Source organism: Pseudomonas sp. R3-18-08 (assembly GCF_003852065.1).
Lineage (GTDB): Bacteria > Pseudomonadota > Gammaproteobacteria > Pseudomonadales > Pseudomonadaceae > Aquipseudomonas.
Window position 1 is genome coordinate 1741336 of record NZ_CP027729.1, and the last position, 22241, is coordinate 1763576.

The window sequence follows — 22241 nt, forward strand, 5'->3', positions numbered from 1 at the left end:
CATTGCTGGATCACATCGATTAGCCACCCTGTTAAGGCTAGGCCCAGCATTTCCGACTGAGTGCTGTCTTACCTATTCAAATCTGCTGCCGTCTGACTCCTGTGGCGCCGAAAAGTGAGCCATTTCCTTGGCTGAATAGGACTTTTCTTACAGACGTGTCAAGTCTTGTAATATGCCAAAGAGATGGCAAAATGGAATCTGTTCTCGATAACGGTCATTTTGTGCGCTCAAAATCTGGCAGAGACGCTGGGTTTTGGCGGTCATCTAATTAGAATAAAAACACGCAAATTGTCTGCATAACGAGCCCGCAGTTTCTCTTTGAAGGCAGGTTTTTGTTGTGAGTAGTAGCTTCCGCGCCCCCTCTACGCCCCCGTACGGTGAAATTGGCATTACCGCAGTTTTTCAGGCCGTGTGGCAGCAGAAAGCCCTTGTTTTATTTGTTACCGTCGGGGTGGCATTGGCTGCGGCGGCCTATGCTTTCACTGCAACTCCTGAATACCAAGTAAGTAGTGTTTTACGTCCGGCTGCTATTAATGAGCTGGATGCATTGAATCGTTCTGAAGTCTATCAATTATCACCAGCGGATGCGCTCGTCAAAGTAGGTGCATCCTTAGAGTCCTATGAAACTCGACTCAATTTTTTCAGGGCTAATCAGGCATTGTTTAAGCCTTTCGAGCGTCCTGGACGTACGCTTGAACAAAGCTTTGACGCCTTTAATCGTGACTCTCTCAAGTTGGTCCTTCCCGATCCGAAAAAATCAGACTCTCTGAGCGCGTACATAGGCTTAGGGCTCAATTATCCAAAGGGTATTGATGGCGTCAGCGTGCTTAATAAATTCGTTGAGTACGCAATTGATGCTGAGCGTGAACAGATTGCTGCTGATCTCAGAGTAATTGTTAAAAATCGTCTAACAGAGCTGGAAGGCAAAATTGAAGCTGCTCGGTCAAGCTACCAGACTAACAAGGACGCGCGAATCGCGACGCTTCTGGAGACTGATAATCTCAAGCGAGCGCAGCTGCAGGACGAGCTAAAAGCGCTGCGTCAGCAAATCAAAACTGCTCGCCAAGACCGCATTGCGCAATTGGGCGAGGCAATCGCGATTGCAAAATCTCTCGGAATTGAGAAACCAACGACACCTTCCGCACTGGGTGAAAAAAGTGCCGGTTCCCGTGAAAATAGCAGCGTGATGCGAACAGAGGTTAACAATCAGCAGATACCGCTTTATTTTATGGGCGTAGAAGCGTTATCGGCTGAACGTACGGCACTGTTGCAGCGCAAGTCTGATGATTTTACTGAAGGCCGAATTGCCCAAATCGCTCGTGAATTGCAGTTGTTGCAGAGTAACCGTGAGATTGAGGTATTGAAACAGCGCCAGAATGAAGATCTTTTTCTTTCAGGGGTTGAGCCCCTGAGAGCCGAGGTTGTGCGCCTGAAAAACCTAGGTAATCTCGACATCAGCAACATGAAGCTGGTAACGATAGATCGCAAAGCGCTTGAGCCATTAAGCCCCGTAAATCCTAAAAAAATCTTGATATTGGCCGTCGGCGTTTTAGCGGGAGGGATGCTGGGCGTTCTAGCTGCATTGATCAGGCATCTTGTCCTCCTAGGTCGACGCGCCAAGGAGCAAGAGGTTACTGCGCTGCTTTCTAACGCCGCAGGCAAGTCGTTGCACGAGAAGGCGACGCTGTAATCCTGTTCTCCAGCGCATCCAGCAGGCCGTGATCGTGCATGGATCATGGCTCATTATTGATCCCGGGTTTTGAGGTTGCCGGGCATCTCTTCAAATATCAACTTGAAGCTCTAAACCCTGGGTGGAGTGGGGCGCCGGTTTTCTTCGTTATGTCGCTATGCGCGGCGCTTGTCGCCCTTGATGTGATTTTTGAGTTCACGGCATTTTGAGGTGAAATTTCGCCACGAAATGGCTTATTGATATCGCTGTGTGCAGCCTCGAATCCGTTGAAGTCTTTTCACGGTTCGTTTTTGAATTGGAGGGTGAGGGCTGTATCATCATCTCCTTTGTAGCTCCCTGGAATGCTGGGTCAGTGCAGAGAGGCAAGGCTTTTATCCAAAGGGCTGCCCGGACAGGAAATAGACACTCGCCTTGGCTAGGTATCAGGCTCAACCGAAGCCGCCACTGCGACGAATATGGGAGACCTGCAGTGGTCCAACGCCCTCTCGAGATGTCAGCGACAGGTTTTGGATGAGTAGGCGTTTTGCCGGTATTAATCAAGTAAACCTCTGTCCGAATGGTGGGGGATGTGAACGTTAAGGACGTGTTTTAGATATGACAATGTTGAAGCGTAAGGGGATCATTCTTGCCGGGGGCACGGGTACCCGCCTCTACCCATTGACGCTGGGGGTGTCTAAACAAATGCTCCCCATCTACGACAAGCCGATGATCTTCTACCCGCTATCGGTGCTGATGCTGGCAGGTATTCGTGAAATTTTGATTATCTCTACCCCTGATGACTTGCCAGGATTTAAGAAATTACTGGGTAGCGGCAGCCAATACGGCGTGCAATTGAGCTATGCGGAACAGCCGACCCCCGATGGCTTGGCGCAGGCATTCATCATCGGTGAGGAGTTTATTGGCAAAGACCCTGTATGCCTGATCCTGGGCGACAACATTTTCTATGGTCAGCACTTTTCCGACAATCTACGATCTGCCATGTCGCAGGCGTCCGGTGCAACTGTGTTTGGTTATCACGTGTCGGATCCAGAACGCTTTGGTGTGGTTGAGTTTGACCATACTGGGCGTGTGCTCAGTATCGAAGAGAAACCCGTCAAACCAAAGTCAAACTATGCCGTCACCGGGCTGTACTTTTATGACAACCAAGTCGTGGAAATTGCAAAAAGCATCCGCCCTTCTTCACGTGGTGAGCTTGAAATTACCGATGTAAACCGTGCTTATCTTGAGCAGCAAAGCTTGAGTGTCGAAATGTTGGGCCGAGGCTTTGCCTGGTTGGACACAGGAACCCATGAGTCGCTGCTAGAGGCGAGCCAGTTTGTACATACCATTGAGCATCGGCAGGGCTTGAAAGTGGCTTGCCTCGAAGAAATCGCTTTTCATGCAGGCTGGATTACACCCGAACAGCTGGCCGTACAAGTGCAGCACTTGAGTAAAACAGGCTATGGGCAATACCTGCGCAATATTTTGATAGAGCATAAGAGCTAATGAAGTTTATAGAGACCCAGTTGGCCGGCGTGGTCATTATTGAACCCAGAGTGTTCACGGATGAGCGTGGATGGTTTATGGAAAGTTTCAATGAGCCGTTGTTTCATGAGCAACTCGCTGCGTTAGGTCACCCGATTCCGCGCCCGTTTGTGCAGGACAATCATTCCTACTCAAAAAAGCATGTGTTGAGGGGGCTTCATTTTCAGGAAGATCCCCATGCCCAGGGCAAGCTTGTGCGAGTTACCGCAGGCAGCGCCTATGATGTGGCGGTTGATATAAGGAAGGGCTCGGAAACATTTGGTCAATGGGTGGGCGTCGAGCTGTCAGCAAGCAATGGCCGGATGCTTTGGATTCCAGAAGGCTTTGCTCATGGTTTCTTAGCCTTGGAAGACAACACTGAGTTCCTCTACAAGACCACGGATACCTACTCCAAGGCCTGCGAGCAATCGATTAACTGGAGCGATCCCGACATTGGTATCCAATGGCCAGTAACAGAAGGGTTGATTATCAGCCAGAAAGATAACGACGCTCCGTTACTCTCTGATGTGATTTCCTTTGTTTCAGCGCTGACAGGCAATGTGACGTCGAGTGAGCTGCAAGTAATTGGAGATGATCGTGGCAGCCTGATTGCCTTGGAGCAAGGGCGTGATATCCCTTTCGATGTCAGGCGAGCCTATTATATTTTCAACACCAAGGCAGGCGTCAGCAGGGGCTCGCATGCACATTTCAGATTGGAACAGTACATTATCTGTTTATCGGGTAAGTGCCGAATCTTGATCGACGATGGTCTGAAGCAGGAATCAATATGGCTGGACGCCCCGAACAAGGCCATTCACATTAAGAAGCTAATTTGGCGCGAGATGCACGATTTTAGCGAAGATTGCGTCCTTCTGGTATTCGCAAGCAATCATTATGATGAGGGCGACTACCTGCGAAACTACGATGATTTCATCCGTGCGGTTAAACGATACACTTGATTTAGCAGCGCGTGCTGCGATCCAGCGAGCGGGCATTTCAGCGCGGTCTGATCGCGGCCCACAGCTTTGCATCGAGTGCAGCAATGGCTGTGCCTGTAAGCACCTAATAACGAAGCACCGACGTCAGGTATTTTTTGATGATTCCATTTCTCGATTTAAAATCATTGAACAAAGCTCATCGTGAAGAGCTCATAGAAGCTGCGACACATGTCATTGATTCAGGTTGGTATATTCAGGGCGAATGCCTTAAACGCTTTGAGGAGGAGTTCTCAGCCTACACAGGCGCGCTTCACACCGTGGGCGTGGCGAACGGTCTGGATGCATTGACCTTGACCATACGCGCCTGGAAAGAGCTGGGAAAGCTCAAGGATCACGATGAAGTAATAGTTCCAGCCAATACTTACATCGCGACGTTACTGGCCGTTACCGAAAATGACCTGACACCGGTTTTGGTTGAGCCTGACCCAGACACCTATAATTTGTGCCCTAAGAACATCGAGCGTGCGTTGACTGACAAGACTCGGTTGATCATGCCTGTTCACCTCTATGGGCAGATGGCTGATATGCCTGCAATTCATGCAATCGCAAAGCGCGAACATTTGCTCGTCCTGGAAGACTCTGCTCAAGCTCACGGCGCACAGGCGGCGGGTAAGAGTGCGGGTAATTGGGGAGATGCATCCGGCTTCAGTTTTTACCCAGGCAAGAACCTCGGGGCGCTTGGAGATGCAGGTGCGATTACCTCCAGTGATGCCGAATTGGTCAATATGATTCAGGCTTTACGAAACTATGGATCCCATGAGAAGTACAAGAACCTCGTGCAGGGCGTGAACAGCCGACTGGACGAAATTCAGGCCGCTATGTTGAGCGTAAAGCTGAAATATCTGCAGGCGCAGACCGATGCTCGTCGACGCGTGGCCGCTATTTACATGGCAGGAATAAAGAATCCTTTAATTAAGTTGCCATTGGATTCCAGCGTTGATGTGATGAATTATACCTCCCACGTGTGGCATCTTTTTGTCGTACGATCCGAGATGCGGGAGGCGCTACAGCGCCACCTAGCGGAATGCGGTGTTCAAACGCTAATTCATTACCCCATCCCGCCTCATCAACAACAAGCTTATTCACAGTCCGACTTTTACAATAAGTCGTTCCCTATTACCGAATGTATCCACCGGGAAGTCTTGAGCTTGCCAATCAGTCCAGTGATGAGCGACGTAGAGGCTCGGCGTGTCGTTGAAGCTTGCAATAGCTTTTCTGTAGACGCCTGACATGACGCTGCTTCGAACAAGCTTCCTTAACGGCATTGCGGTCATTATCAAGATGCTCACTTTGTTGGGTATCAACAAAATGCTGGCCATTTATGTGGGCCCGTCTGGTTATGCCGCGTTAGGCCAGTTTCAGAACGCTGTACAAATGGTTACGACGTTTTCGACAGGCGCCATTAGCAATGGGGTGACCAAATACACTGCTGAATATAAAGACGACGAGGAGGCCCAGCGCCGGGTGTGGCGCACCGCGGGCACGATTGCATTTGTAGGGTCAGTCGTAACATCTGTCTTGATTGTTTGCTTCAGCAAACCATTGGCCATGTGGTGTTTTAATGACGAGTCTTTTTACAGCGTATTTATCTGGTGCGCTGCTACGGTAGTATTTTTCTCGTTTAACACCTTGCTACTCGCGATTCTCAATGGCAGAAAAGAAATCAACCGATATATCTTGGCCAATATCGGGGGGAGCGTCCTCTCCCTGTTGGTCACTATTGTCATGGTTGTGCAGTACGGGCTGTACGGAGCACTGATTTCCTTGGTGCTCTACCAGTCCATTGCCTTTTTCGTGACGTGCCTGCTTTGCTATAGAACGCCGTGGTTTCGGTTTTCTAACTTTCTGGGGCGGTTGGACAAGCAAATTGCCATAAACCTGACAAAATTTACCGCCATGGCGCTTACCACAGCCGCCTGTGTGCCGGTCAGCCATATTTTAGTTCGGAACTATCTTGGTTCGGAATTTGGCTGGGAGACGGCCGGTTATTGGGAGGCTATGTGGCGTTTAAGTACGGCGTATTTGCTGCTCGTGACAACGACGCTGGGTTTGTACTTTTTGCCGAAGTTATCAGAATTGGTCGATCCGCAAGATATCAGGAAGGAGATCGTACAAGGGTATAAGTTAATCCTACCTGTTGCGATGTTCTGTGGTTTGATGATCTATCTCTTGAGAGATTTTATCATCGGGCTGCTATTCACAAACGCATTCAGCCCAATGAGAGACTTTTTCGCGTGGCAGATGTTGGGTGATACGCTGAAAATTGCGAGCTGGATACTCGCCTATCTGATGCTGGGCAAGGCGATGGTTAAGATGTATATCGTCACAGAAGTAGTTTTTGCGTTCAGCTTTTATGTGTTGACGATAGTATTGACGAAGGTCGGTGGGCCAATTGGTGTGACGTGGGCTCATGCCGTAAATTACGGTTTTTATTTGGTTGTCATGTACTTTCTTATTTATAGAAAGCTAAATCAAAATAATGCAGTCTGAGGTTTTTTGCCCATGAGCCGCTTGTTATCCTCGATTCGCGATTTAATTTTAACGCAACAAGATATCAGTAAGAGTATCGAGTTGGCTGAAATCTACGGGGCTATACTCTGGGCGGCTGATAAGGGCGTTTACGATGATCCCGAGTTGGAGGATATATTAACTGAGCGGTGCATGACCGAGGTCCAACAGGGCGAAGCCCCTGTAGCTTTGAAGGACTGCATTCATCTGGTATCTGAGCCCTTTTTGATCGGAGGTCATACCCGGTTGATGGAGCAGCTCTCTACAATGCATTCGGAAAAGCCGGACCTCCTGGTGATCCGCCAAAGTGATGAGAGGGCGGTCGAGCGTACGCGTAGTTATTTTAATGAGTGCACGGTCGTACAACCCGGGACAGCGCTGCAAAAAATAGTTGAAATTATAGAGTGTTTGAAATCATATAAGAGGGTGGTTTTACATATCCATCCTGACGACATGGTCACCATCATTGCCTGCCGTATTATAAAAAAATGACAGGTGCTAAGATTTTCTTTGTAAACCACGCTGATCATGTATTCACCTATGGCAGCACGGTGGCGGATGTGTACTTCGAAATCAGTACATTTGGCATGCATCGGGATAAGAAGAAGAGCATATCAGGGGAAAAATCCTTTCTGGGTATTCCGCTGAGTACACAGCTAGTCCCGAAAAAGCATCGTCTGCCTGGAAAGAATGATGCACTGCATTTCTTCAGTGCAGCGTCGCCGTTTAAGTTTAAACCCGTAAAAGGGTATGATCCACGGCCCACAATTCACAGGATTTTGTCGGAGTTTAAAAACTCTACATTCTGGATAGTTGGAGCTAATCCTTATACAAATATTTGGTGGTGGCCACTAAAACTCAAGTATTGGCGTCGTTTTAAGATTTTGTCGTCCGTGCCGTATGCAAGTTATTTAAAGCTTTTGGAGAAAGCTGACTTTTACGTCGATAGCTATCCGACACCCGGGGGGACTGCATTTGCCGAACAACTTGTCAGTGGTCGTCGCTGTGTGGGGCTCCGTGCGCCGGTACAAGGCTATTCGCCTGCAGATAATCTTAAAAGTAAGAGTGTAGATGATTTAATTGAGAGCATTCTTCAATCTGATAACAATGAATTAGTAATCGAATCAGTTTACGCAGTAAATGGCTATGACGCGGTAAAGTCGCGCTACCTGGCATGCCTGTATGACAATATATTATGTGCGAATGAAATGGAACAGCATGTAGCGTGGACAGGCGATATCGCCGTTTATGAGCAAGCAGGGAAAATAACGTCAGCTGTTCCACCTGCGGTGATCGCTAAGTTGATCGGCTACGATAAACGTTTTCTATTTGCTGTATTGCGAGAGTTGAGCGCCATGCAGAGGACGAAGATGCTAATTAAGCTAGCGCTTTTGAGGCTCAAAAGTTTAGCAGGAAAAGGCGCAGGGTCGGATAAGGTATGAGAGCGCTAGGGCTGCGTTTCTTTATTATTCTGCTCATGCTCTCGGATTACATTATCTTAACGTTCCACGCGCCGTCTGTTTTTGGGGCTTGGCGTGAAGGGATAGTATTGCTCTATATCCTGCTGACAGTGTTGCTCGTGGTGTTTGAGGCCGGAACGCTCCGTTCGATACCGCGGAAGTATAACGAGCAGTTACTGGTGTTCGCATTTTTTATCGCTTTTTATTTGATGTGCGGAGAGCTTTCTGATAGCTCATTTCGGATGTTTCGCTCTTTTGCGATGCCTGTTCTTTTCGCATTGATGGTAAATGCGGTATGCCGGGAGTTAAAACTTGAAGTAAAGCTTCGTGTAATATTTTCCACCTTAGTGATGATGACTTTTATTTCTGGTTGTTACGCCATTTATCAATATCTCACCATCAGTGATGCAGAACAATTTTGGTATTGGCCTTTACTGGCAGAAAAAGGTTTTGAATTAGAGGCGTACAACTCCATGAGGGAAGGCAACGCCCGGATGTCAGGATTCTTTACCGGTACCCTCGAATTCAACGCATTTGTTTTAAATACTGCGCTATTCGCAGTTTGTCTGCTCGTGCAGGCTGTCAGGAAGCGGAAATATAATTTGAGCTTCCTAGCTTATCTTCTGGCGACTTTGTTTTCGGCGGTGCTGATTTGTTATGGTTCCGTCCGTACGGCTGTTATCGGAATGATATCTGCCGTGTTCTTTCTAGCGGTGTTGCAACTGTTCAAGCGCAGAATATTCATTAGCGTGTTGGGCTATAGCTATTTTCTGTTTTTTACCTGCTCGATATTTCTCTATCTTGCGTTAGGATACACCGAAGATTTGTCCGCACTTGATCGGATAAGGCAATGGTATGTGGTACTCGAATCGCTTAGCTCCATGCCTTTGGGTCTGGGGTTTGGTGCTATCGGGCCGGGCCAGGCGCATTGGTATGATTCCTTCTGGTTGAATCTCCTCGCGTCCGCTGGCTATCTAGGGCTCGCCGTCATGATCGGGCTGATCGCGTTTTACGGAAAAATCGTCACGGTCACCCAACAGTTACGTATGGGACGAAGCGCCTTTATGGCAGGCGTTGCCGACTATCTGGTTATCAGCTACCCGTTTTTCCTGAGCAGTTTCTTCTTTCAGTCCTATACCAATAGTGTTGTTTTGTATCTTTTTACGCTGGTTATAGTAGTGGTGATGTATGACTCAAAATATCGCACAAATTAAGCTCTCGGTTTTGGTTGTTCTTTATAAGCGTCATTATGAGGATTCGATCGCTATAAAAACTTTGCTAGCGTGTGTTAAGAGTTTTCAAGAAAAAGGGATTAAGGTTGATGTGTTTGTGTGGAATAACACTCCACAGTGTTCGCCCTCTTTAGTTAGAGAAAACTTAACGTGGTTGGAAGGAAATAACGACGGGCTGCCTCATATTTATAATCGTGTTGCTGCGCAGGCCTTTGAAGCAGGAGCCACGCATTTTGTGATTTCGGATGATGATACTGATTACTCAGCGCCCAATTATGTTGGCGCGATTGTCAGTGCCGTTGAGTTTGAAGCAAAATCGTCGCCTGATGTATTTGGTGTAATGCTGCCGAAAATTTACTCAGGAGAGAAACTGGTCAGTCCAGGCAAGCGTTTCTGGTTTTTTGGCCGCCTGTCAACGACGGTCGACAGTGGTATGAACACCTCGCTTGATAAGTTGGCCATTAACAGTGGGGTCATATTCACAAAAGCTTGTTATGCGCGGATGGCGCCGCTTTTTGATGAGCGGCTTAAATTTTATGCCACGGATACAGCGTTCTTCGTGAGGTATGAGTCTTATTATTCGCACTTCTATGTGCTTGATACTGCACTGCAACATGACCTGTCTGAACACACATCGGACAGTCCCGAGCGGGCGGTCTTTCGTTTTCAGGAAATGATTCGTGGTTTTCGAGTGATTTTCGAACGGAAAAGTTATTTTTTTCGCGGTGTGATGGAAGGCTATTTGATAATTTCCGCATTGCGCAAGAGTATTTCGTACAAGGATTCTGGTTTTTTTCGTTCCTATATTTCGTCTTTTACAGAGAAAAAATCATGTTAATAGGGCTCGTTGAATTTCTTTCTTTAAAAATCAGAAAGCGCGGTATAAAAATTGATAAGCGTATACCTGACGGTTATCTCTTTGACTTCGTTTTGTCTAGAGCTTTCATGATGGTCAATGGTTTCTTAACCTTCAGGCGGCTCTCGGTCATCTTGGTAGGCAAGCGCGTTACCGTGAAGGCTCGATCATTGATCTTTGGGGGGAAGGGACTTGTAGTCGATGATGGATGCTTTATTGATGCCTTGGCGGTCAAAGGCATTACCTTTGGGCAAGGGGTTTCTTTGAAGAAAAATGTTACTATTGAGTGCACGGGCAGCCTGAACAAATTGGGCGAAGGGCTCTCGATTGGTAATAATGTCGGTATCGGCAGTGGCAGCTTTCTGGGCTGTGCTGGCGGTATTACCATAGGCGATGACACGATTATTGGTAACTATGTATCGTTTCATTCGGAGAATCATAATTTTTCTGACCCTGCAACGCCTATTCGTCTGCAAGGAGTAAATAGTTCGGGAATCCAGATTGGTAGTAACTGCTGGATAGGCGCTAAGGTGACCATACTGGATGGTGTCTTCGTTGAGGATGGTTGTGTAATCGCGGCTGGCGCCGTTTTGAAGGCTGGGCGATATGCCGCTAAATCTATTTATGCGGGCGTCCCTGCAAAACGAATAAAAGAACGTTGCTAAAAGGATGTGTAGTGAAAAAAATTATATTTTTTCATTTGCTCAATGACTACAGTGGGAGCCCAAAGGTTCTTTCCCAAGTGATTGATGCTGTATCGAAGAAAGGATTTGACGCTGAGTTGTTTTTGGGAGGAAAAGGCAGTTCCGGCTTTCTTTCGTCTGTGCCTTGTGTTCAACGACGCTATTTTTACAAGCGTTTTGATAATAAGTTTCTGACGTTAATCAGTTATACTTTATCGCAGGTTTTGTTGTTTTTTAAGTTGCTGAAGTATCGAAAATCCTCTGTAATTTTTTACGTTAATACCTTGTTGCCTTTCGGTGCGGCTCTGGCAGGCAAGTTTTTGGGGATTAAGGTTTTTTATCATATTCACGAAACGTCCATTCGCCCGCGGCCTTTGAAGGCCTTTTTGCGTTGGGTAGTTGAGAAATGTTCAAGCAGTAATATATTTGTATCGCATTTTCTTGCGCGGACCGAAGGCTTTTCCAAGGTTGAGAGCCAAGTTGTTTATAATGCTATTCCGCAAGCAATGAGCCGAATCGCTGCCCGTCATATTTATCATCCATTCACGGATGGACAGTTTTGTGTGCTGATGATTTGCTCATTGAAAACCTACAAAGGCGTCAATGAGTTTTTACATATTGCTCGCTCGTTGAATTTGAATCCTAGCTTCAAGTTTAATTTGGTTCTTGGTGCAACGGAGGCTGAAGCTTCTGAATTTTTTTTGGGCACTCCGATTCCCGACAATCTGACTGTTATTTTTAGCTGTGCTGATGTTGTGCCTTATTATCAGCGAGCGAGTGTTTTACTGAGTCTTTCAAAACCGGATGAATGGGTGGAGACGTTTGGTTTGACGATTCTTGAGGGGCTTTCATTTGGAATCCCGTGCATTGTGCCCCCGGTAGGTGGGCCCGTTGAGCTCGTGTCCGACGACTGCGAGGGGTATTTAATGACCTCTAGTAGGGTCGAAGAAATTTCTGCAAGACTGGTAGATCTACAAAAAGACTCGGATACCTGTTATCGCCTGTCTGCAGCAGCAAAGATAAAGTCACTTAGTTTCTCAAGTGAAAAATTTGAAAGTGGTGTGCTTGGGGTGTTTGATGGGATTTAAATTTGCAGTCATAGGTACAGTCGGTCTTCCAGCTCAGTATGGTGGGTGGGAAACGCTGTCAGAGCAACTGGTTACATATCTGAATCGTGATTACGGGATTTCGGTATATTGCAGTTCTAAATCCTATGCGTCTCAACCCAAAAAATATGGCAATGCCGATCTGATTTACATTCCGTTAAAAGCGAACGGCGTGCAAAGTATTCCTTATGACATTGTCAGCATGCTGCATGCCTATCGCAAGAATGATGTGCTCCTGATTCTTGGGGTCTCCGGCTGCATTGCACTTCCATTCATAAAAATGCTTACAAAGAAGAAAATCGTCGTGAATATTGACGGTTATGAATGGAAGCGTGCGAAATGGTCACCTTTGGCCAAGAAGTTCTTGAAATTTTCAGAGGCTGTGGCAGTCAAGTATTCTGACGCAGTGGTGACTGATAACCAGGTTCTTCAGGATTATGTCCGCAGCGAATACGGCCGAGAAAGTACTCTTATTGCCTATGGCGGTGATCAGGCGAAGACGCGCGCACTCGTTGAGTCCGATCGAGGACGCTATCCGTTTTTACGTAGCCCTTACGCGTTTTCTGTCTGTAGGATTGAGCCTGAAAATAATATTCATATTATTGTCGAAGCGTTTCACGCCAGTGAACTCGCTTTGGTCATCGTTGGGAACTGGAAGCAGAGTGATTATGGAAGGGCGCTCCAAGATAAGTACTCAGGTGCGGAAAACCTCCATCTGCTCGATCCTATTTACGACGGCGATGAACTAAGCCCATTACGCAGCAATGCCACTATTTATATTCATGGCCACAGTGCTGGTGGAACCAATCCCTCTCTTGTGGAGGCGATGTGGTTGAGCTTGCCTATCATCGCGTTCGATGTTTCATTCAATCGTGCCTCTACCGAAGACAGTGCCAGATTCTTCGATTCCAGTGAGTCACTTATAGCCCATGCGTCCATGCTTTTTGCCGACGAGGCTGCGCGCGCTGCCTTGAGTGAAAAAATGCATGAAGTCGCGGTGCGTCGATATCGTTGGGAAGGTGTGTCTTCTCAGTACGATAAGCTATTCAAACAACTGCTGTCGTCTGATAGGGCTTGATTATGTCCGATGGTTTGAGTAGCTCGCCCATTTCACCACTACCGAAGATTCTTCTTACCGGTGGTACTGGTTTTGTTGGGCGCCCACTGCTTGAGGCCCTGGTTGCTGCTAGGTATCCGGTTGTCAACGTGACACGCAAGAGCGCTGCAATTGCGCTGCCTGGCGTTCAGAGCTGCGTGATCTCGTCGTTGTCTGGGGACAACAACTGGAGTGGCTCACTACACGGAGTAGAGGTAATAATCTACTCTGCTGGGCGTGCCCACATAATGAACGAGACCCACAGCAATCCGCTGCAGGCCTTTCGGGAGGTGAATGTGGACGCTACGCTTAACCTTGCCCGGCAAGCTGCGGAAGCCGGCGTGAAGCGTTTTATATTTGTCAGCTCTGTTAAGGTCAATGGCGAGGAGACCGAGAGAGATCGTGCGTTCAAGCCTTCGGATGCTCCAGCACCGCTGGATGATTATGGCGTATCTAAGCTGGAAGCGGAGCAGGCGTTGATGGAGCTGGCAAAGCAAACCGCGATGAACGTGGTAATCATCAGACCTGTCTTGGTATACGGCCCCGGTGTAAAAGCAAACTTTGAAAAGATGTTAGCTACTGTTGACAAAGGCCTGCCTCTGCCATTCCGTACGATTGATAACCGCAGGAGCTTGGTGTTCATAGACAACTTGATCGATTTGATCCGCGTGTGCATTCATCACCCCGAGGCAGCAAATCGTGTATTTTTGGTTAGTGACGGGGAAGACTTGTCCATCGGGCAGATTCTAGAAAAGCTGGCTGTGGCAATGAACAAACAGCCCCGTATATTTTCATTTCCGCAATCCCTTTTGGGGCTGTTTGCATCGATAGTAGGGAAGAAAGAATTCTTCCAACGTCTGTGTGGATCGCTTCAAGTCGATATTGCAGATACGAGAGAGCTTTTAGGCTGGACACCTCCTGTCAGCACTGATGAAGCTTTTGCTATTACAGCGCGCTCTTATCAGAAAAAACGAAGTGACACCTCTCATGGTTAATTTGGCGGAGATGCTCAACACTAGGGATAATAATTTTAATTTTATCCGCATGGTGGCAGCCCTTTTCGTTCTGATTTCTCATGCGTATCCGATTTCGCGTGGTGCGATTGAAGTCGAGCCGCTAGTGGCGCAGCTCGGTATCTCGCTTGGCGGCCTAGGTGTATTTACCTTTTTTTGCATTTCTGGATTTTTTATATCGCTGAGTTACCAGCGGTCAAAGAGCAAGGTTGACTTCGTCGTCGCGAGATTTTTAAGACTATACCCGGCCCTGTTGGTCGTTTTGGTGTTAAGTGCATTTGTTGTGGGCCCATTGTTTGCGGCTCTGAGCCTAGACGACTACTTTTCTTCGAGTGAGGTCTATAGTTATGTGACCACTAATTTGAAATTGAAAAATATTCAATTTCAATTACCGGGCTTATTTCAAGATAATCCTTACCCAGGAATCAACGGGTCATTGTGGACGCTATATTATGAGGTTTTACTGTACGCTTTGGTTTTGGCGTTAGGTGTCGTAGGCTTTTTGAAAAGTTTGCCTCGGGTGTCGATTTTTTTTGTAAGCTATTTTTTGTTTTATTTTGCGTTTAGATTTTTGATGGAGGGGGAGCGCATTCATCCCGGATTTCAGACGCGTATGTGGGTGCAGTGGAGTTTCGCTTTTGTTGTCGGCATGTTGCTTTACGCGTACAGGTTCAATATTCGGCTGGACTATCGTATTTTAACGGCGTGTTGGCTGGTTACGTTTATCTTGTACAAGTCACCGGTTTTTGTTGAGGCTTTTGTGGGGGCCTGGAGTTACTCGGTGTTCTGGATTGCGTTCAATACGCAATGGTTTGCTCGTCAGTTTAATAGGTTGGGCGACTATTCTTACGGCCTGTATATCTATGCATTTCCAACGCAAGAGATTTTGGCGCACCTCTGGAAGGGCATATCGCCGGTTACTCTTATTTTGGTGGCTTTACCAATAGCGCTTATTCCCGCTGTACTTTCCTGGCACTTTATTGAAAATCCTTTTATTTTGCGTAAAAAAGCGATTGCCGGGAGACTCTCTCAATTACTCGCTAAGCTTTCGGAAATGTTTACTAAATTCTCAACTAGATAATTATGAATTTTAAGGTTGGTGCTGAAAAATGAAACGTTTTTTTGATCTTTTGTTGAGCCTCTTTGCACTGCTCATACTATTAATCCCGATTGTGCTTGTTACCATTGCGGTAAAATTGACGTCAAAAGGTCCGGCCCTGTATTGGTCTGACCGTGTGGGCGTGAATAATACCGTGTTCAAAATGCCAAAGTTCCGCTCAATGCGCACGGGTACCCCCGCAGTGGCCACGCATCTGCTTCAGGACCCGGCTAAATATCTTACGCCGATTGGAAATTTCCTAAGAAAGTCCAGTCTGGATGAGTTGCCTCAGTTGTGGAGCATCATTGCTGGAGACATGAGCTTCGTCGGGCCCAGGCCAGCGCTTTTTAACCAGGCAGACCTTATTGCATTGCGTACTGAGCAAGGCGTGCACCTTATACGGCCAGGCCTTACAGGCTGGGCGCAGGTAAATGGGCGAGACGAGTTGCCGATACCCGTTAAGGTTGGCTATGATGCCTATTACGCGAAAAATATGAGTTTATTGTTTGATCTGAAAATCCTGTTTTTGACAGCTTTGAAGGTACTCAAACGAGATGGCGTGTCCCATTGACGCGGTGGAGACGTCAATGAATAGCTTGTTCCGGCAGGCGGCATACAGTGTTTTTTGTTCTGCGTTTATTGCGCGGTCGACAAGAATTTTGATCTAACGCAAGGACCGTAGGTGAATCATGATTAACCGGTTGCGCACTTGGCTATTGAAATTGCCTCGTCACCAAAAACGACTGATACAGGTAGTTGCGGACGTTGTTTTGGTATTCTTGGCGCTGTGGATGGCGTTTGTTGTTCGCCTCGGCATCGACGAGATGATAAACCCTGTCAAAATGCATCTGTGGTTGTTTTTAGCCGCGCCGGTGGTCGCTATTCCGCTTTTCATTCGCTTTGGTATGTACCGTGCTGTCATGCGCTATTTTGGCAATGACGCGCTTGTAGCGATTATCAAAGCGGTGAGTCTTTCATCATTGATTCTGGGTGTAGTCGTATATTGGTATAGCAACCATCAAAACGTCGTGCCTCGGTCAATTATCTTCAACTATTGGTGGTTGAGCTTGATCATGGTGGGCGGTTTACGCTTGACTATGCGCCAATATTTTTTGGGTGACTGGTTTGCCGCTGCTCAGCATGTGCCCTTTACCAGCCGTGAAGATGGTCTTCCGCGGGTGGCAATTTATGGTGCCGGCGCTGCTGGTAATCAATTGGTTGCAGCGCTGCGAATGGGGCGCGTCATGCGCCCAGTGGCGTTTATTGATGACGACACCACGATCTCGGATCGTGTCATTTCCGGGCTTCAAGTCTATAAGCCCAAACATATTCAGCGGATGATCGATGAAACGGGAGCTCAGGAAATTCTCTTGGCCATTCCGTCCTCGAGCCGTGGGCGGCGTCGTGAGATTCTCGGCTTTCTGGAAGGCTTCCCACTCCATGTTCGCAGCGTTCCCGGTTTCATGGACCTCGCCAGTGGCCGGGTCAAGGTTGATGATATTCAAGAGGTCGATATTGCCGACTTGCTGGGTCGTGATTCGGTGCCTGCACAAGATGAGCTACTCGAGCACTGTATTAAGGGGCAGAGCGTTCTTGTGACGGGAGCGGGCGGGTCAATCGGTTCTGAATTGTGTCGTCAGATCTTGGAGCTCAGACCTACGACCCTGCTGTTGTTCGAGCACGGTGAGTTCAATCTTTACAGCATTTTTTCCGAACTGGAGCAGCACATTACTCGTAATTCGTTGCCGGTCAAGTTGCTGCCGATATTGGGGTCGGTGCGTGATCAAGCCAAGCTGCTTGATATAATGAAAACCTGGCGTATCGATACGGTTTACCATGCCGCAGCTTATAAACACGTACCCATTGTTGAACACAATATCGCAGAAGGCGTGTTGAATAATGTTATTGGCACGCTGAATACCGCCCAGGCTGCACTTCAGGCAGGCGTGTCGAATTTTGTTCTGATCTCGACAGATAAGGCTGTGCGACCAACTAATGTAATGGGCAGTACCAAGCGCCTTGCTGAGTTGACGCTTCAAGCCTTGAGCCGTGAGCTTGCACCCGTGCTGTTTGGTGATAAGTCGAATGTCTCCCGAGTGAACAAAACTCGCTTCACCATGGTGAGGTTCGGTAATGTATTGGGCTCTTCCGGCTCAGTGATTCCGTTGTTTCACAAACAGATTAAGTCGGGTGGGCCCATAACGGTTACGCACCCGAAAATTACCCGCTATTTCATGACCATTCCCGAAGCGGCTCAACTGGTCATACAAGCTGGTTCCATGGGGCTTGGTGGCGATGTGTTCGTATTGGATATGGGCGAACCTGTCAAGATCGTTGAGTTGGCTGAAAAGATGATTCACCTATCCGGCTTGAGCGTTCGCTCAGACAAAAATCCTCACGGAGACATCGCCATCGAGTTCTCCGGTTTAAGACCGGGAGAAAAACTGTATGAAGAGTTGTTGATTGGTGACAACGTCGTTGCGACACAACATCCGATGATCATGAGTGCTAATGAGGATCATCTGCCGTGGGAGGCGCTCAAGGTTAAATTGTCTGAGTTGCTCACGGCTGTCGAACAGGATGACTATAATCGGGTGCGCCAATTATTGCGTGACACCGTTAGCGGCTATACACCGGACGGTGAAATTGTCGATTGGATTTATCAGCAACGTCGTCTTGAACCCTGAATCAAAAACGATACATAACAGCGCTTATGCAAGAGCTCTTCTAAGGTGTTTTTTTGAAGCTAAATAATTAGCCGGTCTTTGACCGGCTTTTTTTGCATAGCTAAGTAAGTCTCTATACGTTTTTTTTGGTTTGAATGCGCACGATTTTGGCAGGGTTACCTACGACGGTTGCGTTCGCTGGTACTGACCGAGTGACTACCGCCCCTGCGCCTACCATTGCATTTTCGCCAATCTCTAACCCAGGCAAAATAGTGCAGTTGGCACCTAACGATGCGCCTCTGCCTACAACAGTACGGTCGAAGCTTTCAGGATAGACTTTGCTTCTGGGATAAATATCATTGGTGAAGGTAACATTTGGTCCAATAAACACGTCGTCAGAAATAGTGATGCCGTCCCAGATTTGCACACCGCATTTGATCGTGACGCGGTCCCCAATGGTCACATCATTTTCGATGAACACATGGTCGCAGACATTGCAGTCCGCTCCAATTTTTGCGTTAGGCAAAATATGTGTGAATGCCCAGATTCTGGAGCCTTTGCCAACGTCTGTTGATTCGCACAATGCATGAGAGTGCACGAAGTAGTCTTTAGGATCGCTCATTTTTTCTCCACCTGCTTTTGACTCAAAGCGTAATAGTCTCTTGGAAAGGAAATCGATTTCCATTTTTTTCGATGTCTTTTTGTTTGGTGCACCGCTAGTGCTTACGCAGCACCGAGATTGCCCACATGCTGATCCATGAGATTTTCGGCGAGGTTACGCTGCCGATAGGTCACCTCTGAAGCGGTCCTTTTCTGCGAAAGGCCTTGCTGAGGCTCGGCAGTAAATGGTTTCTTGGCATCTTAGAAAACAGTCAAACACACGCTGTTACTCACCCATTTTTGACACCCTCCAATCATCGCCTAAGTTAGAAAAGCAGCTTCGGAAAAGCTGCTTTTCTCTTACCGATGTCATGGAGCGTCACCAATGCATAACACCTACCTTTCCTCCCTCATCTTCGCCTTCCTCACCAGCCTCTCCGTCGCCGCCACCGCGGCCCCATCCGCCAAACCTGAAGCGCCAACCCCCATCTCCGCACAAATGACCAAAACCGAGCAGTCGGCCAAGGTCAACCTCAATGCCGCCGACGCTGAAACCCTGCGACGCGATTTGTTCGGTATTGGGGCCTCCAAGGCGAAAGCGATCGTCGCCTTTCGCGAAAGCAATGGGCCCTTCACCTCGGTGGATGAGTTGTTGGAAGTAAAGGGCATCGGCAAGGCTTTGCTGGAGAAGAATCGCGACAGGCTGGTTATCAACTAAACGACGTCACCCAGGGGCCGATCAATGATCGGCCTTTTATCATGTGTTTTTAGCCCAGCCCTGGCATGAAATGTGGTTACCTCAAGATCATCGATTGTTCAACAGTCACCCTTAATGGAGGTTCGCCCCATGTACAAAGACTATCCAGCCGCTTACCAGGTCAGCAAAGGCTCGGCGTTACAGGTGGATGCGACCTTCTATGAACGTATCCGTGATCGCAAGGATCAGCGCACTCTGATCGAACAGTTCGAGGTGCCGATCCGCACGGGCAGGGCGTGGAAAGTGCCGGCCGGGCATGTGTTCCGGGTGACCACGCCTGTAGGCCCCCAGGTGGGCGACTTCAATGTGTGGAATGCCAACGACCCGCGCGAACGCTTGTGGGCGGCGCGCACTCGGCAACTTCAAGGCGCCCACGTCAGCACTCACGACCGCTTGTGGTCGAACCTTCCATTTCTACGACCGCTAGTCACTATTACGGATGACAGTCTCGCAAGCTACGGCATCGATGAGCACGGCGGGCGCCTGCACGACTTGCTCGGCACACGCTGCGATCCCTATGTAAACCGTATGCTCACTGGCGAGGATTTTCATCACCACTGCCACTCAAATCTGACTCGCGCGGTATTGCCTCACGGGCTGACGGAATTCGATGTGCACGACGTGCTGAATATTTTCCAGTGCACCGGTCTTAATCACGACGACATGTATTTCATGAAAGCCTGCCCGGCGCAGAAGGGCGATTACCTGGAGTTTTTCGCGGAGATTGATTTGCTGTGTGCGCTATCGACATGCCCAGGTGGGGATTTGTCGTTGCCGATGTGGGGGCCGGACGCGCAGGACCCGCTGACGGTGTGTCGCCCGTTGGGGGTTGAAATCTATAGGCTGGAGGACGAATTGCTGAGTGGCTGGAGTCAGCCGGAGCGTGCCGCGTATAAGGGGCAGCACGGGTTACATATTGCCAAGGCGGAATGGGAGTAGGGGGCTGCTTCGCAGCCCGGCGGGAGCTACCACCATCTAGCGATCCTGCGCATCCTTGGCGTCCGCCTGCGCATTGCGCTCGGCCACGCGTTTGCGTTGTTCGTCGGTGAGGTCCACTTTGTTGGCGCTGTCACGCAGCATCATCAACCCACCGACGATCGACCCGATCGCAATTACCATAATCAACCACGCGTACCACGGCATAAGGCTCTCCTTGAGGCAGATAGCCGGGGGAGAATTTCCCACGGTAATAACTGCTTTGAGTTACGGGCTTTCTGAGTAGTTCATTGTAGGCCCGTTCTGCCTCGTAAACCCTATAGCCCGGTCAACATCGCATCTGCCGGCGCATCGGCGCGGTCTTGGGCGGTCAGTTGGAAGTAGATGAAGCCCACGGCCATGAAACCTAGGAAGATCAGCCCGATCAGTGTGTTGAACCAGGCCATCGCTACCAGGCACACCACTGCCAGAGCCAGCGCGATGCCCGGCACGACGGGGTAACCGGGTGCACGGAAGGTGCGTTCCAGCAGCGGTTCGGTTTGGCGCAGTTTGAACAGGCTGAGCATGCTCATGATGTACATGACGATGGCGCCGAATACGGCCATGGTGATCATCGCGGCGGTCAGGGTCATGCCGCCCAGATTGATCAGGCCATCACTGTAGATGGCCGCAATGCCGACCACGCCACCGGCGAGAATGGCTCGGTGGGGCGTCTGAAAACGTGACAGTTTGGCTAGGAAAGACGGCAGGTAACCGGCGCGGGCCAGGGCGAAGAATTGGCGCGAGTAGCCGAGAATGATGCCGTGAAAGCTTGCCACCAGGCCGAACAGGCCAATCCAGACCAGCATGTGCAACCAGCCGGAGCTTTCGCCTACGACGGTTTTCATCGCCTGGGGCAGTGGGTCGTTGATGTTCGACAGGGTGCGCCAGTCGCCGACGCCGCCCGCGAAGAACATCACGCCCATGGCCAGGATTACCAGGGTCAGGATGCCGCTGATGTAGGCCTTTGGAATGGTGCGCTTGGGATCTTTCGCTTCTTCGGCCGCCATGGCTGCGCCCTCGATGGCGAGGAAGAACCAGATGGCGAAGGGGATCGCGGCGAACATGCCGGCAATCGCCGGGGCACCGAAGGTGTCGGAGCCGGCCCAACCGTTCAGGGCGAAGTTGCTGAAGCTGAATGCCGGGGCAACGACGCCCATGAACACCAGCAATTCGGCGACGGCGAGTACGCACACCACCAGTTCGAAGGTAGCAGCGAGTTTCACGCCGAGGATATTCAGGCCCATGAACACGAAGTAGGCGCCGACGGCGGCGTGTTTCGGGTCCAGCGCTGGAAACTGCACGTTGAGGTAGGCACCGATGGCCAAGGCGATGGCGGGTGGGGCGAAGACGAATTCGATCAGGGTCGCCAGGCCGGCAATCAAGCCACCTTTTTCGCCGAAGGCGCGGCGGCTGTAGGCAAAGGGGCCGCCAGCGTGGGGAATCGCGGTGGTCAGCTCGGTGAAGCTGAAAATGAAGCAGGTGTACATCGCGGCGACCATCAGTGAGGTCACCAGGAAACCCAGCGTGCCGGCCACGCCCCAGCCATAGCTCCAGCCGAAGTACTCGCCGGAAATCACCAGCCCGACGGCGATGCCCCAGAGATGGAGGGTGCCCAAGGTGGGTTTGAGGTGTGTGTTCATTGTGTGGTGCTCCCTGAACGGTTTGGAATGATTCAAGGTGTTGCAGTGGACATGCCACTTCCCAAAGTGGTGTCGTAAAGCGCTTCCACTGTCGCCTGGGAGATGGTTTGGCGTTTGAATAGTGGCGACGTCGCACCAGATAAGTGCGAGGGGGTCTTGATTGGCGCCATCGGGAGCAAGCCCCCTCACACAGGTTGATCGGCGCTCGGCATGACAACTCGACAGCACCCGCCCAGGCGCCGAAATTCCCGTGTAAACCCCGCATAAAGCCACTCTTTACGCCATCTTTACGCCCCACGCCCCGCCTCGCTCTCGTTCCTTTACACCGCTCCTGCGGACAATTGCCCCACACGCGG

21 protein-coding genes and 1 pseudogene are annotated in these 22241 nt (G+C 49.3%); 19 read left to right on the forward strand and 3 right to left on the reverse strand.

The genetic code is table 11. The annotated features are described in order from the left end of the window. Positions 1 to 337: 337 nt before the first annotated feature. The 17 genes and pseudogenes from C4J92_RS07960 to C4J92_RS08035 all read left to right on the forward strand — a co-directional run bounded on the left by C4J92_RS07960 (position 338) and on the right by C4J92_RS08035 (position 17931). Positions 338 to 1690 (forward strand): Wzz/FepE/Etk N-terminal domain-containing protein, encoded by a 1353-nt coding sequence (locus C4J92_RS07960; protein WP_124403473.1) that lies wholly within the window; start codon positions 338 to 340, stop codon positions 1688 to 1690. A gap of 594 nt (positions 1691 to 2284) precedes the next feature. Then, positions 2285 to 3175: a glucose-1-phosphate thymidylyltransferase RfbA gene (gene rfbA / locus C4J92_RS07965; RefSeq protein WP_124403474.1), complete on the forward strand. Its 891-nt coding sequence runs from the start codon at positions 2285 to 2287 to the stop codon at positions 3173 to 3175. Beyond that, positions 3175 to 3732 (forward strand): annotated as a pseudogene (gene rfbC / locus C4J92_RS27160) (dTDP-4-dehydrorhamnose 3,5-epimerase); the annotation flags it as partial. The gene rfbA and the pseudogene rfbC, both read left to right, overlap by 1 nt. Before the next feature lie 21 nt (positions 3733 to 3753). Further along, on the forward strand, positions 3754 to 4152 hold the full coding sequence (locus C4J92_RS27165; protein ID WP_256657494.1) for an FdtA/QdtA family cupin domain-containing protein: 399 nt from the start codon (positions 3754 to 3756) through the stop codon (positions 4150 to 4152). 137 nt (positions 4153 to 4289) lie between these two features. After that, on the forward strand, positions 4290 to 5420 hold the full coding sequence (locus C4J92_RS07975; RefSeq protein ID WP_124403476.1) for a DegT/DnrJ/EryC1/StrS aminotransferase family protein: 1131 nt from the start codon (positions 4290 to 4292) through the stop codon (positions 5418 to 5420). 1 nt (position 5421) lies between these two features. Next, positions 5422 to 6681 carry an O-antigen translocase gene (locus tag C4J92_RS07980; protein WP_124403477.1) on the forward strand — a complete coding sequence of 420 codons (1260 nt, stop codon included), beginning with the start codon at positions 5422 to 5424 and terminating at the stop codon, positions 6679 to 6681. Positions 6682 to 6693: 12 nt separating this feature from the next. After that, complete coding sequence (locus tag C4J92_RS07985) at positions 6694 to 7191, forward strand: hypothetical protein (RefSeq protein ID WP_124403478.1); 498 nt, start codon at positions 6694 to 6696, stop codon at positions 7189 to 7191. Next, on the forward strand, positions 7188 to 8141 hold the full coding sequence (locus tag C4J92_RS07990; RefSeq protein ID WP_124403479.1) for a hypothetical protein: 954 nt from the start codon (positions 7188 to 7190) through the stop codon (positions 8139 to 8141). The genes C4J92_RS07985 and C4J92_RS07990 overlap by 4 nt, the downstream gene beginning before the upstream one ends. Continuing rightward, positions 8138 to 9373: a hypothetical protein gene (locus C4J92_RS07995; protein ID WP_124403480.1), complete on the forward strand. Its 1236-nt coding sequence runs from the start codon at positions 8138 to 8140 to the stop codon at positions 9371 to 9373. Before C4J92_RS07990 ends, C4J92_RS07995 begins: the two co-directional genes overlap by 4 nt. Then, positions 9348 to 10229 (forward strand): hypothetical protein, encoded by an 882-nt coding sequence (locus C4J92_RS08000; RefSeq protein ID WP_124403481.1) that lies wholly within the window; start codon positions 9348 to 9350, stop codon positions 10227 to 10229. Before C4J92_RS07995 ends, C4J92_RS08000 begins: the two co-directional genes overlap by 26 nt. Beyond that, complete coding sequence (locus C4J92_RS08005; protein WP_124403482.1) at positions 10223 to 10912, forward strand: DapH/DapD/GlmU-related protein; 690 nt, start codon at positions 10223 to 10225, stop codon at positions 10910 to 10912. Before C4J92_RS08000 ends, C4J92_RS08005 begins: the two co-directional genes overlap by 7 nt. A gap of 11 nt (positions 10913 to 10923) precedes the next feature. Next, positions 10924 to 12018 (forward strand): glycosyltransferase family 4 protein, encoded by a 1095-nt coding sequence (locus tag C4J92_RS08010; protein WP_124403483.1) that lies wholly within the window; start codon positions 10924 to 10926, stop codon positions 12016 to 12018. After that, positions 12008 to 13114 carry a DUF1972 domain-containing protein gene (locus C4J92_RS08015; RefSeq protein ID WP_124403484.1) on the forward strand — a complete coding sequence of 369 codons (1107 nt, stop codon included), beginning with the start codon at positions 12008 to 12010 and terminating at the stop codon, positions 13112 to 13114. The genes C4J92_RS08010 and C4J92_RS08015 overlap by 11 nt, the downstream gene beginning before the upstream one ends. Before the next feature lie 2 nt (positions 13115 to 13116). After that, the gene (locus tag C4J92_RS08020; protein WP_124403485.1) at positions 13117 to 14127 is read left to right on the forward strand and encodes an NAD-dependent epimerase/dehydratase family protein; all 1011 of its coding nucleotides are present in this window, start codon (positions 13117 to 13119) and stop codon (positions 14125 to 14127) included. Continuing rightward, positions 14108 to 15226: an acyltransferase gene (locus tag C4J92_RS08025; protein ID WP_218567083.1), complete on the forward strand. Its 1119-nt coding sequence runs from the start codon at positions 14108 to 14110 to the stop codon at positions 15224 to 15226. The genes C4J92_RS08020 and C4J92_RS08025 overlap by 20 nt, the downstream gene beginning before the upstream one ends. A gap of 28 nt (positions 15227 to 15254) precedes the next feature. Further along, the gene (locus tag C4J92_RS08030; protein ID WP_124403487.1) at positions 15255 to 15815 is read left to right on the forward strand and encodes a sugar transferase; all 561 of its coding nucleotides are present in this window, start codon (positions 15255 to 15257) and stop codon (positions 15813 to 15815) included. Positions 15816 to 15933: 118 nt separating this feature from the next. Then, positions 15934 to 17931 (forward strand): nucleoside-diphosphate sugar epimerase/dehydratase, encoded by a 1998-nt coding sequence (locus tag C4J92_RS08035; protein ID WP_164487520.1) that lies wholly within the window; start codon positions 15934 to 15936, stop codon positions 17929 to 17931. Positions 17932 to 18043: 112 nt separating this feature from the next. On the opposite strand, the gene C4J92_RS08040 is transcribed toward C4J92_RS08035, so the two are convergent. Then, on the reverse strand, positions 18044 to 18532 hold the full coding sequence (locus C4J92_RS08040) for an acyltransferase (protein ID WP_124405778.1): 489 nt from the start codon (positions 18530 to 18532) through the stop codon (positions 18044 to 18046). Between the two features lie 363 nt (positions 18533 to 18895). Between C4J92_RS08040 and C4J92_RS08045 the strand changes: the two genes are divergently transcribed. Both C4J92_RS08045 and C4J92_RS08050 read left to right on the forward strand, forming a co-directional pair. Then, a complete protein-coding gene (locus tag C4J92_RS08045) occupies positions 18896 to 19228 on the forward strand; it encodes a ComEA family DNA-binding protein (RefSeq protein WP_124370098.1) in 333 nt (110 codons plus the stop codon). A gap of 129 nt (positions 19229 to 19357) precedes the next feature. Further along, a complete protein-coding gene (locus tag C4J92_RS08050; RefSeq protein WP_124403488.1) occupies positions 19358 to 20206 on the forward strand; it encodes a DUF1989 domain-containing protein in 849 nt (282 codons plus the stop codon). A 36-nt stretch (positions 20207 to 20242) separates the two neighbouring features. Here the strand turns inward: C4J92_RS08050 and C4J92_RS08055 are convergent, their stop codons facing one another. Together C4J92_RS08055 and eat are read right to left on the reverse strand one after the other, a co-directional pair. Then, positions 20243 to 20410 carry a DUF2897 family protein gene (locus C4J92_RS08055; RefSeq protein ID WP_124403489.1) on the reverse strand — a complete coding sequence of 56 codons (168 nt, stop codon included), beginning with the start codon at positions 20408 to 20410 and terminating at the stop codon, positions 20243 to 20245. 110 nt (positions 20411 to 20520) lie between these two features. Then, positions 20521 to 21885: an ethanolamine permease gene (gene eat / locus C4J92_RS08060; protein WP_124403490.1), complete on the reverse strand. Its 1365-nt coding sequence runs from the start codon at positions 21883 to 21885 to the stop codon at positions 20521 to 20523. Positions 21886 to 22241: the final 356 nt, after the last annotated feature.

Excerpts from the sequence above, each read along its gene's own strand:
- C4J92_RS08045 (WP_124370098.1), top strand. The coding sequence starts at position 18,896 with ATGCATAACACCTACCTTTCCTCCCTCATCTTCGCCTTCCTCACCAGC.
- C4J92_RS07990 (WP_124403479.1), top strand. The coding sequence starts at position 7,188 with ATGACAGGTGCTAAGATTTTCTTTGTAAACCACGCTGATCATGTATTC.
- C4J92_RS08005 (WP_124403482.1), top strand. The coding sequence starts at position 10,223 with ATGTTAATAGGGCTCGTTGAATTTCTTTCTTTAAAAATCAGAAAGCGC.
- C4J92_RS07995 (WP_124403480.1), top strand. The coding sequence starts at position 8,138 with ATGAGAGCGCTAGGGCTGCGTTTCTTTATTATTCTGCTCATGCTCTCG.
- C4J92_RS08000 (WP_124403481.1), top strand. The coding sequence starts at position 9,348 with ATGACTCAAAATATCGCACAAATTAAGCTCTCGGTTTTGGTTGTTCTT.
- C4J92_RS08030 (WP_124403487.1), top strand. The coding sequence starts at position 15,255 with ATGAAACGTTTTTTTGATCTTTTGTTGAGCCTCTTTGCACTGCTCATA.
- rfbA (WP_124403474.1), top strand. The coding sequence starts at position 2,285 with ATGACAATGTTGAAGCGTAAGGGGATCATTCTTGCCGGGGGCACGGGT.
- C4J92_RS07985 (WP_124403478.1), top strand. The coding sequence starts at position 6,694 with ATGAGCCGCTTGTTATCCTCGATTCGCGATTTAATTTTAACGCAACAA.
- C4J92_RS08040 (WP_124405778.1), bottom strand. The coding sequence starts at position 18,532 with ATGAGCGATCCTAAAGACTACTTCGTGCACTCTCATGCATTGTGCGAA.
- eat (WP_124403490.1), bottom strand. The coding sequence starts at position 21,885 with ATGAACACACACCTCAAACCCACCTTGGGCACCCTCCATCTCTGGGGC.
- C4J92_RS08050 (WP_124403488.1), top strand. The coding sequence starts at position 19,358 with ATGTACAAAGACTATCCAGCCGCTTACCAGGTCAGCAAAGGCTCGGCG.
- C4J92_RS08015 (WP_124403484.1), top strand. The coding sequence starts at position 12,008 with ATGGGATTTAAATTTGCAGTCATAGGTACAGTCGGTCTTCCAGCTCAG.
- C4J92_RS08020 (WP_124403485.1), top strand. The coding sequence starts at position 13,117 with ATGTCCGATGGTTTGAGTAGCTCGCCCATTTCACCACTACCGAAGATT.
- C4J92_RS08055 (WP_124403489.1), bottom strand. The coding sequence starts at position 20,410 with ATGCCGTGGTACGCGTGGTTGATTATGGTAATTGCGATCGGGTCGATC.
- C4J92_RS08035 (WP_164487520.1), top strand. The coding sequence starts at position 15,934 with ATGATTAACCGGTTGCGCACTTGGCTATTGAAATTGCCTCGTCACCAA.
- C4J92_RS07980 (WP_124403477.1), top strand. The coding sequence starts at position 5,422 with ATGACGCTGCTTCGAACAAGCTTCCTTAACGGCATTGCGGTCATTATC.
- C4J92_RS07975 (WP_124403476.1), top strand. The coding sequence starts at position 4,290 with ATGATTCCATTTCTCGATTTAAAATCATTGAACAAAGCTCATCGTGAA.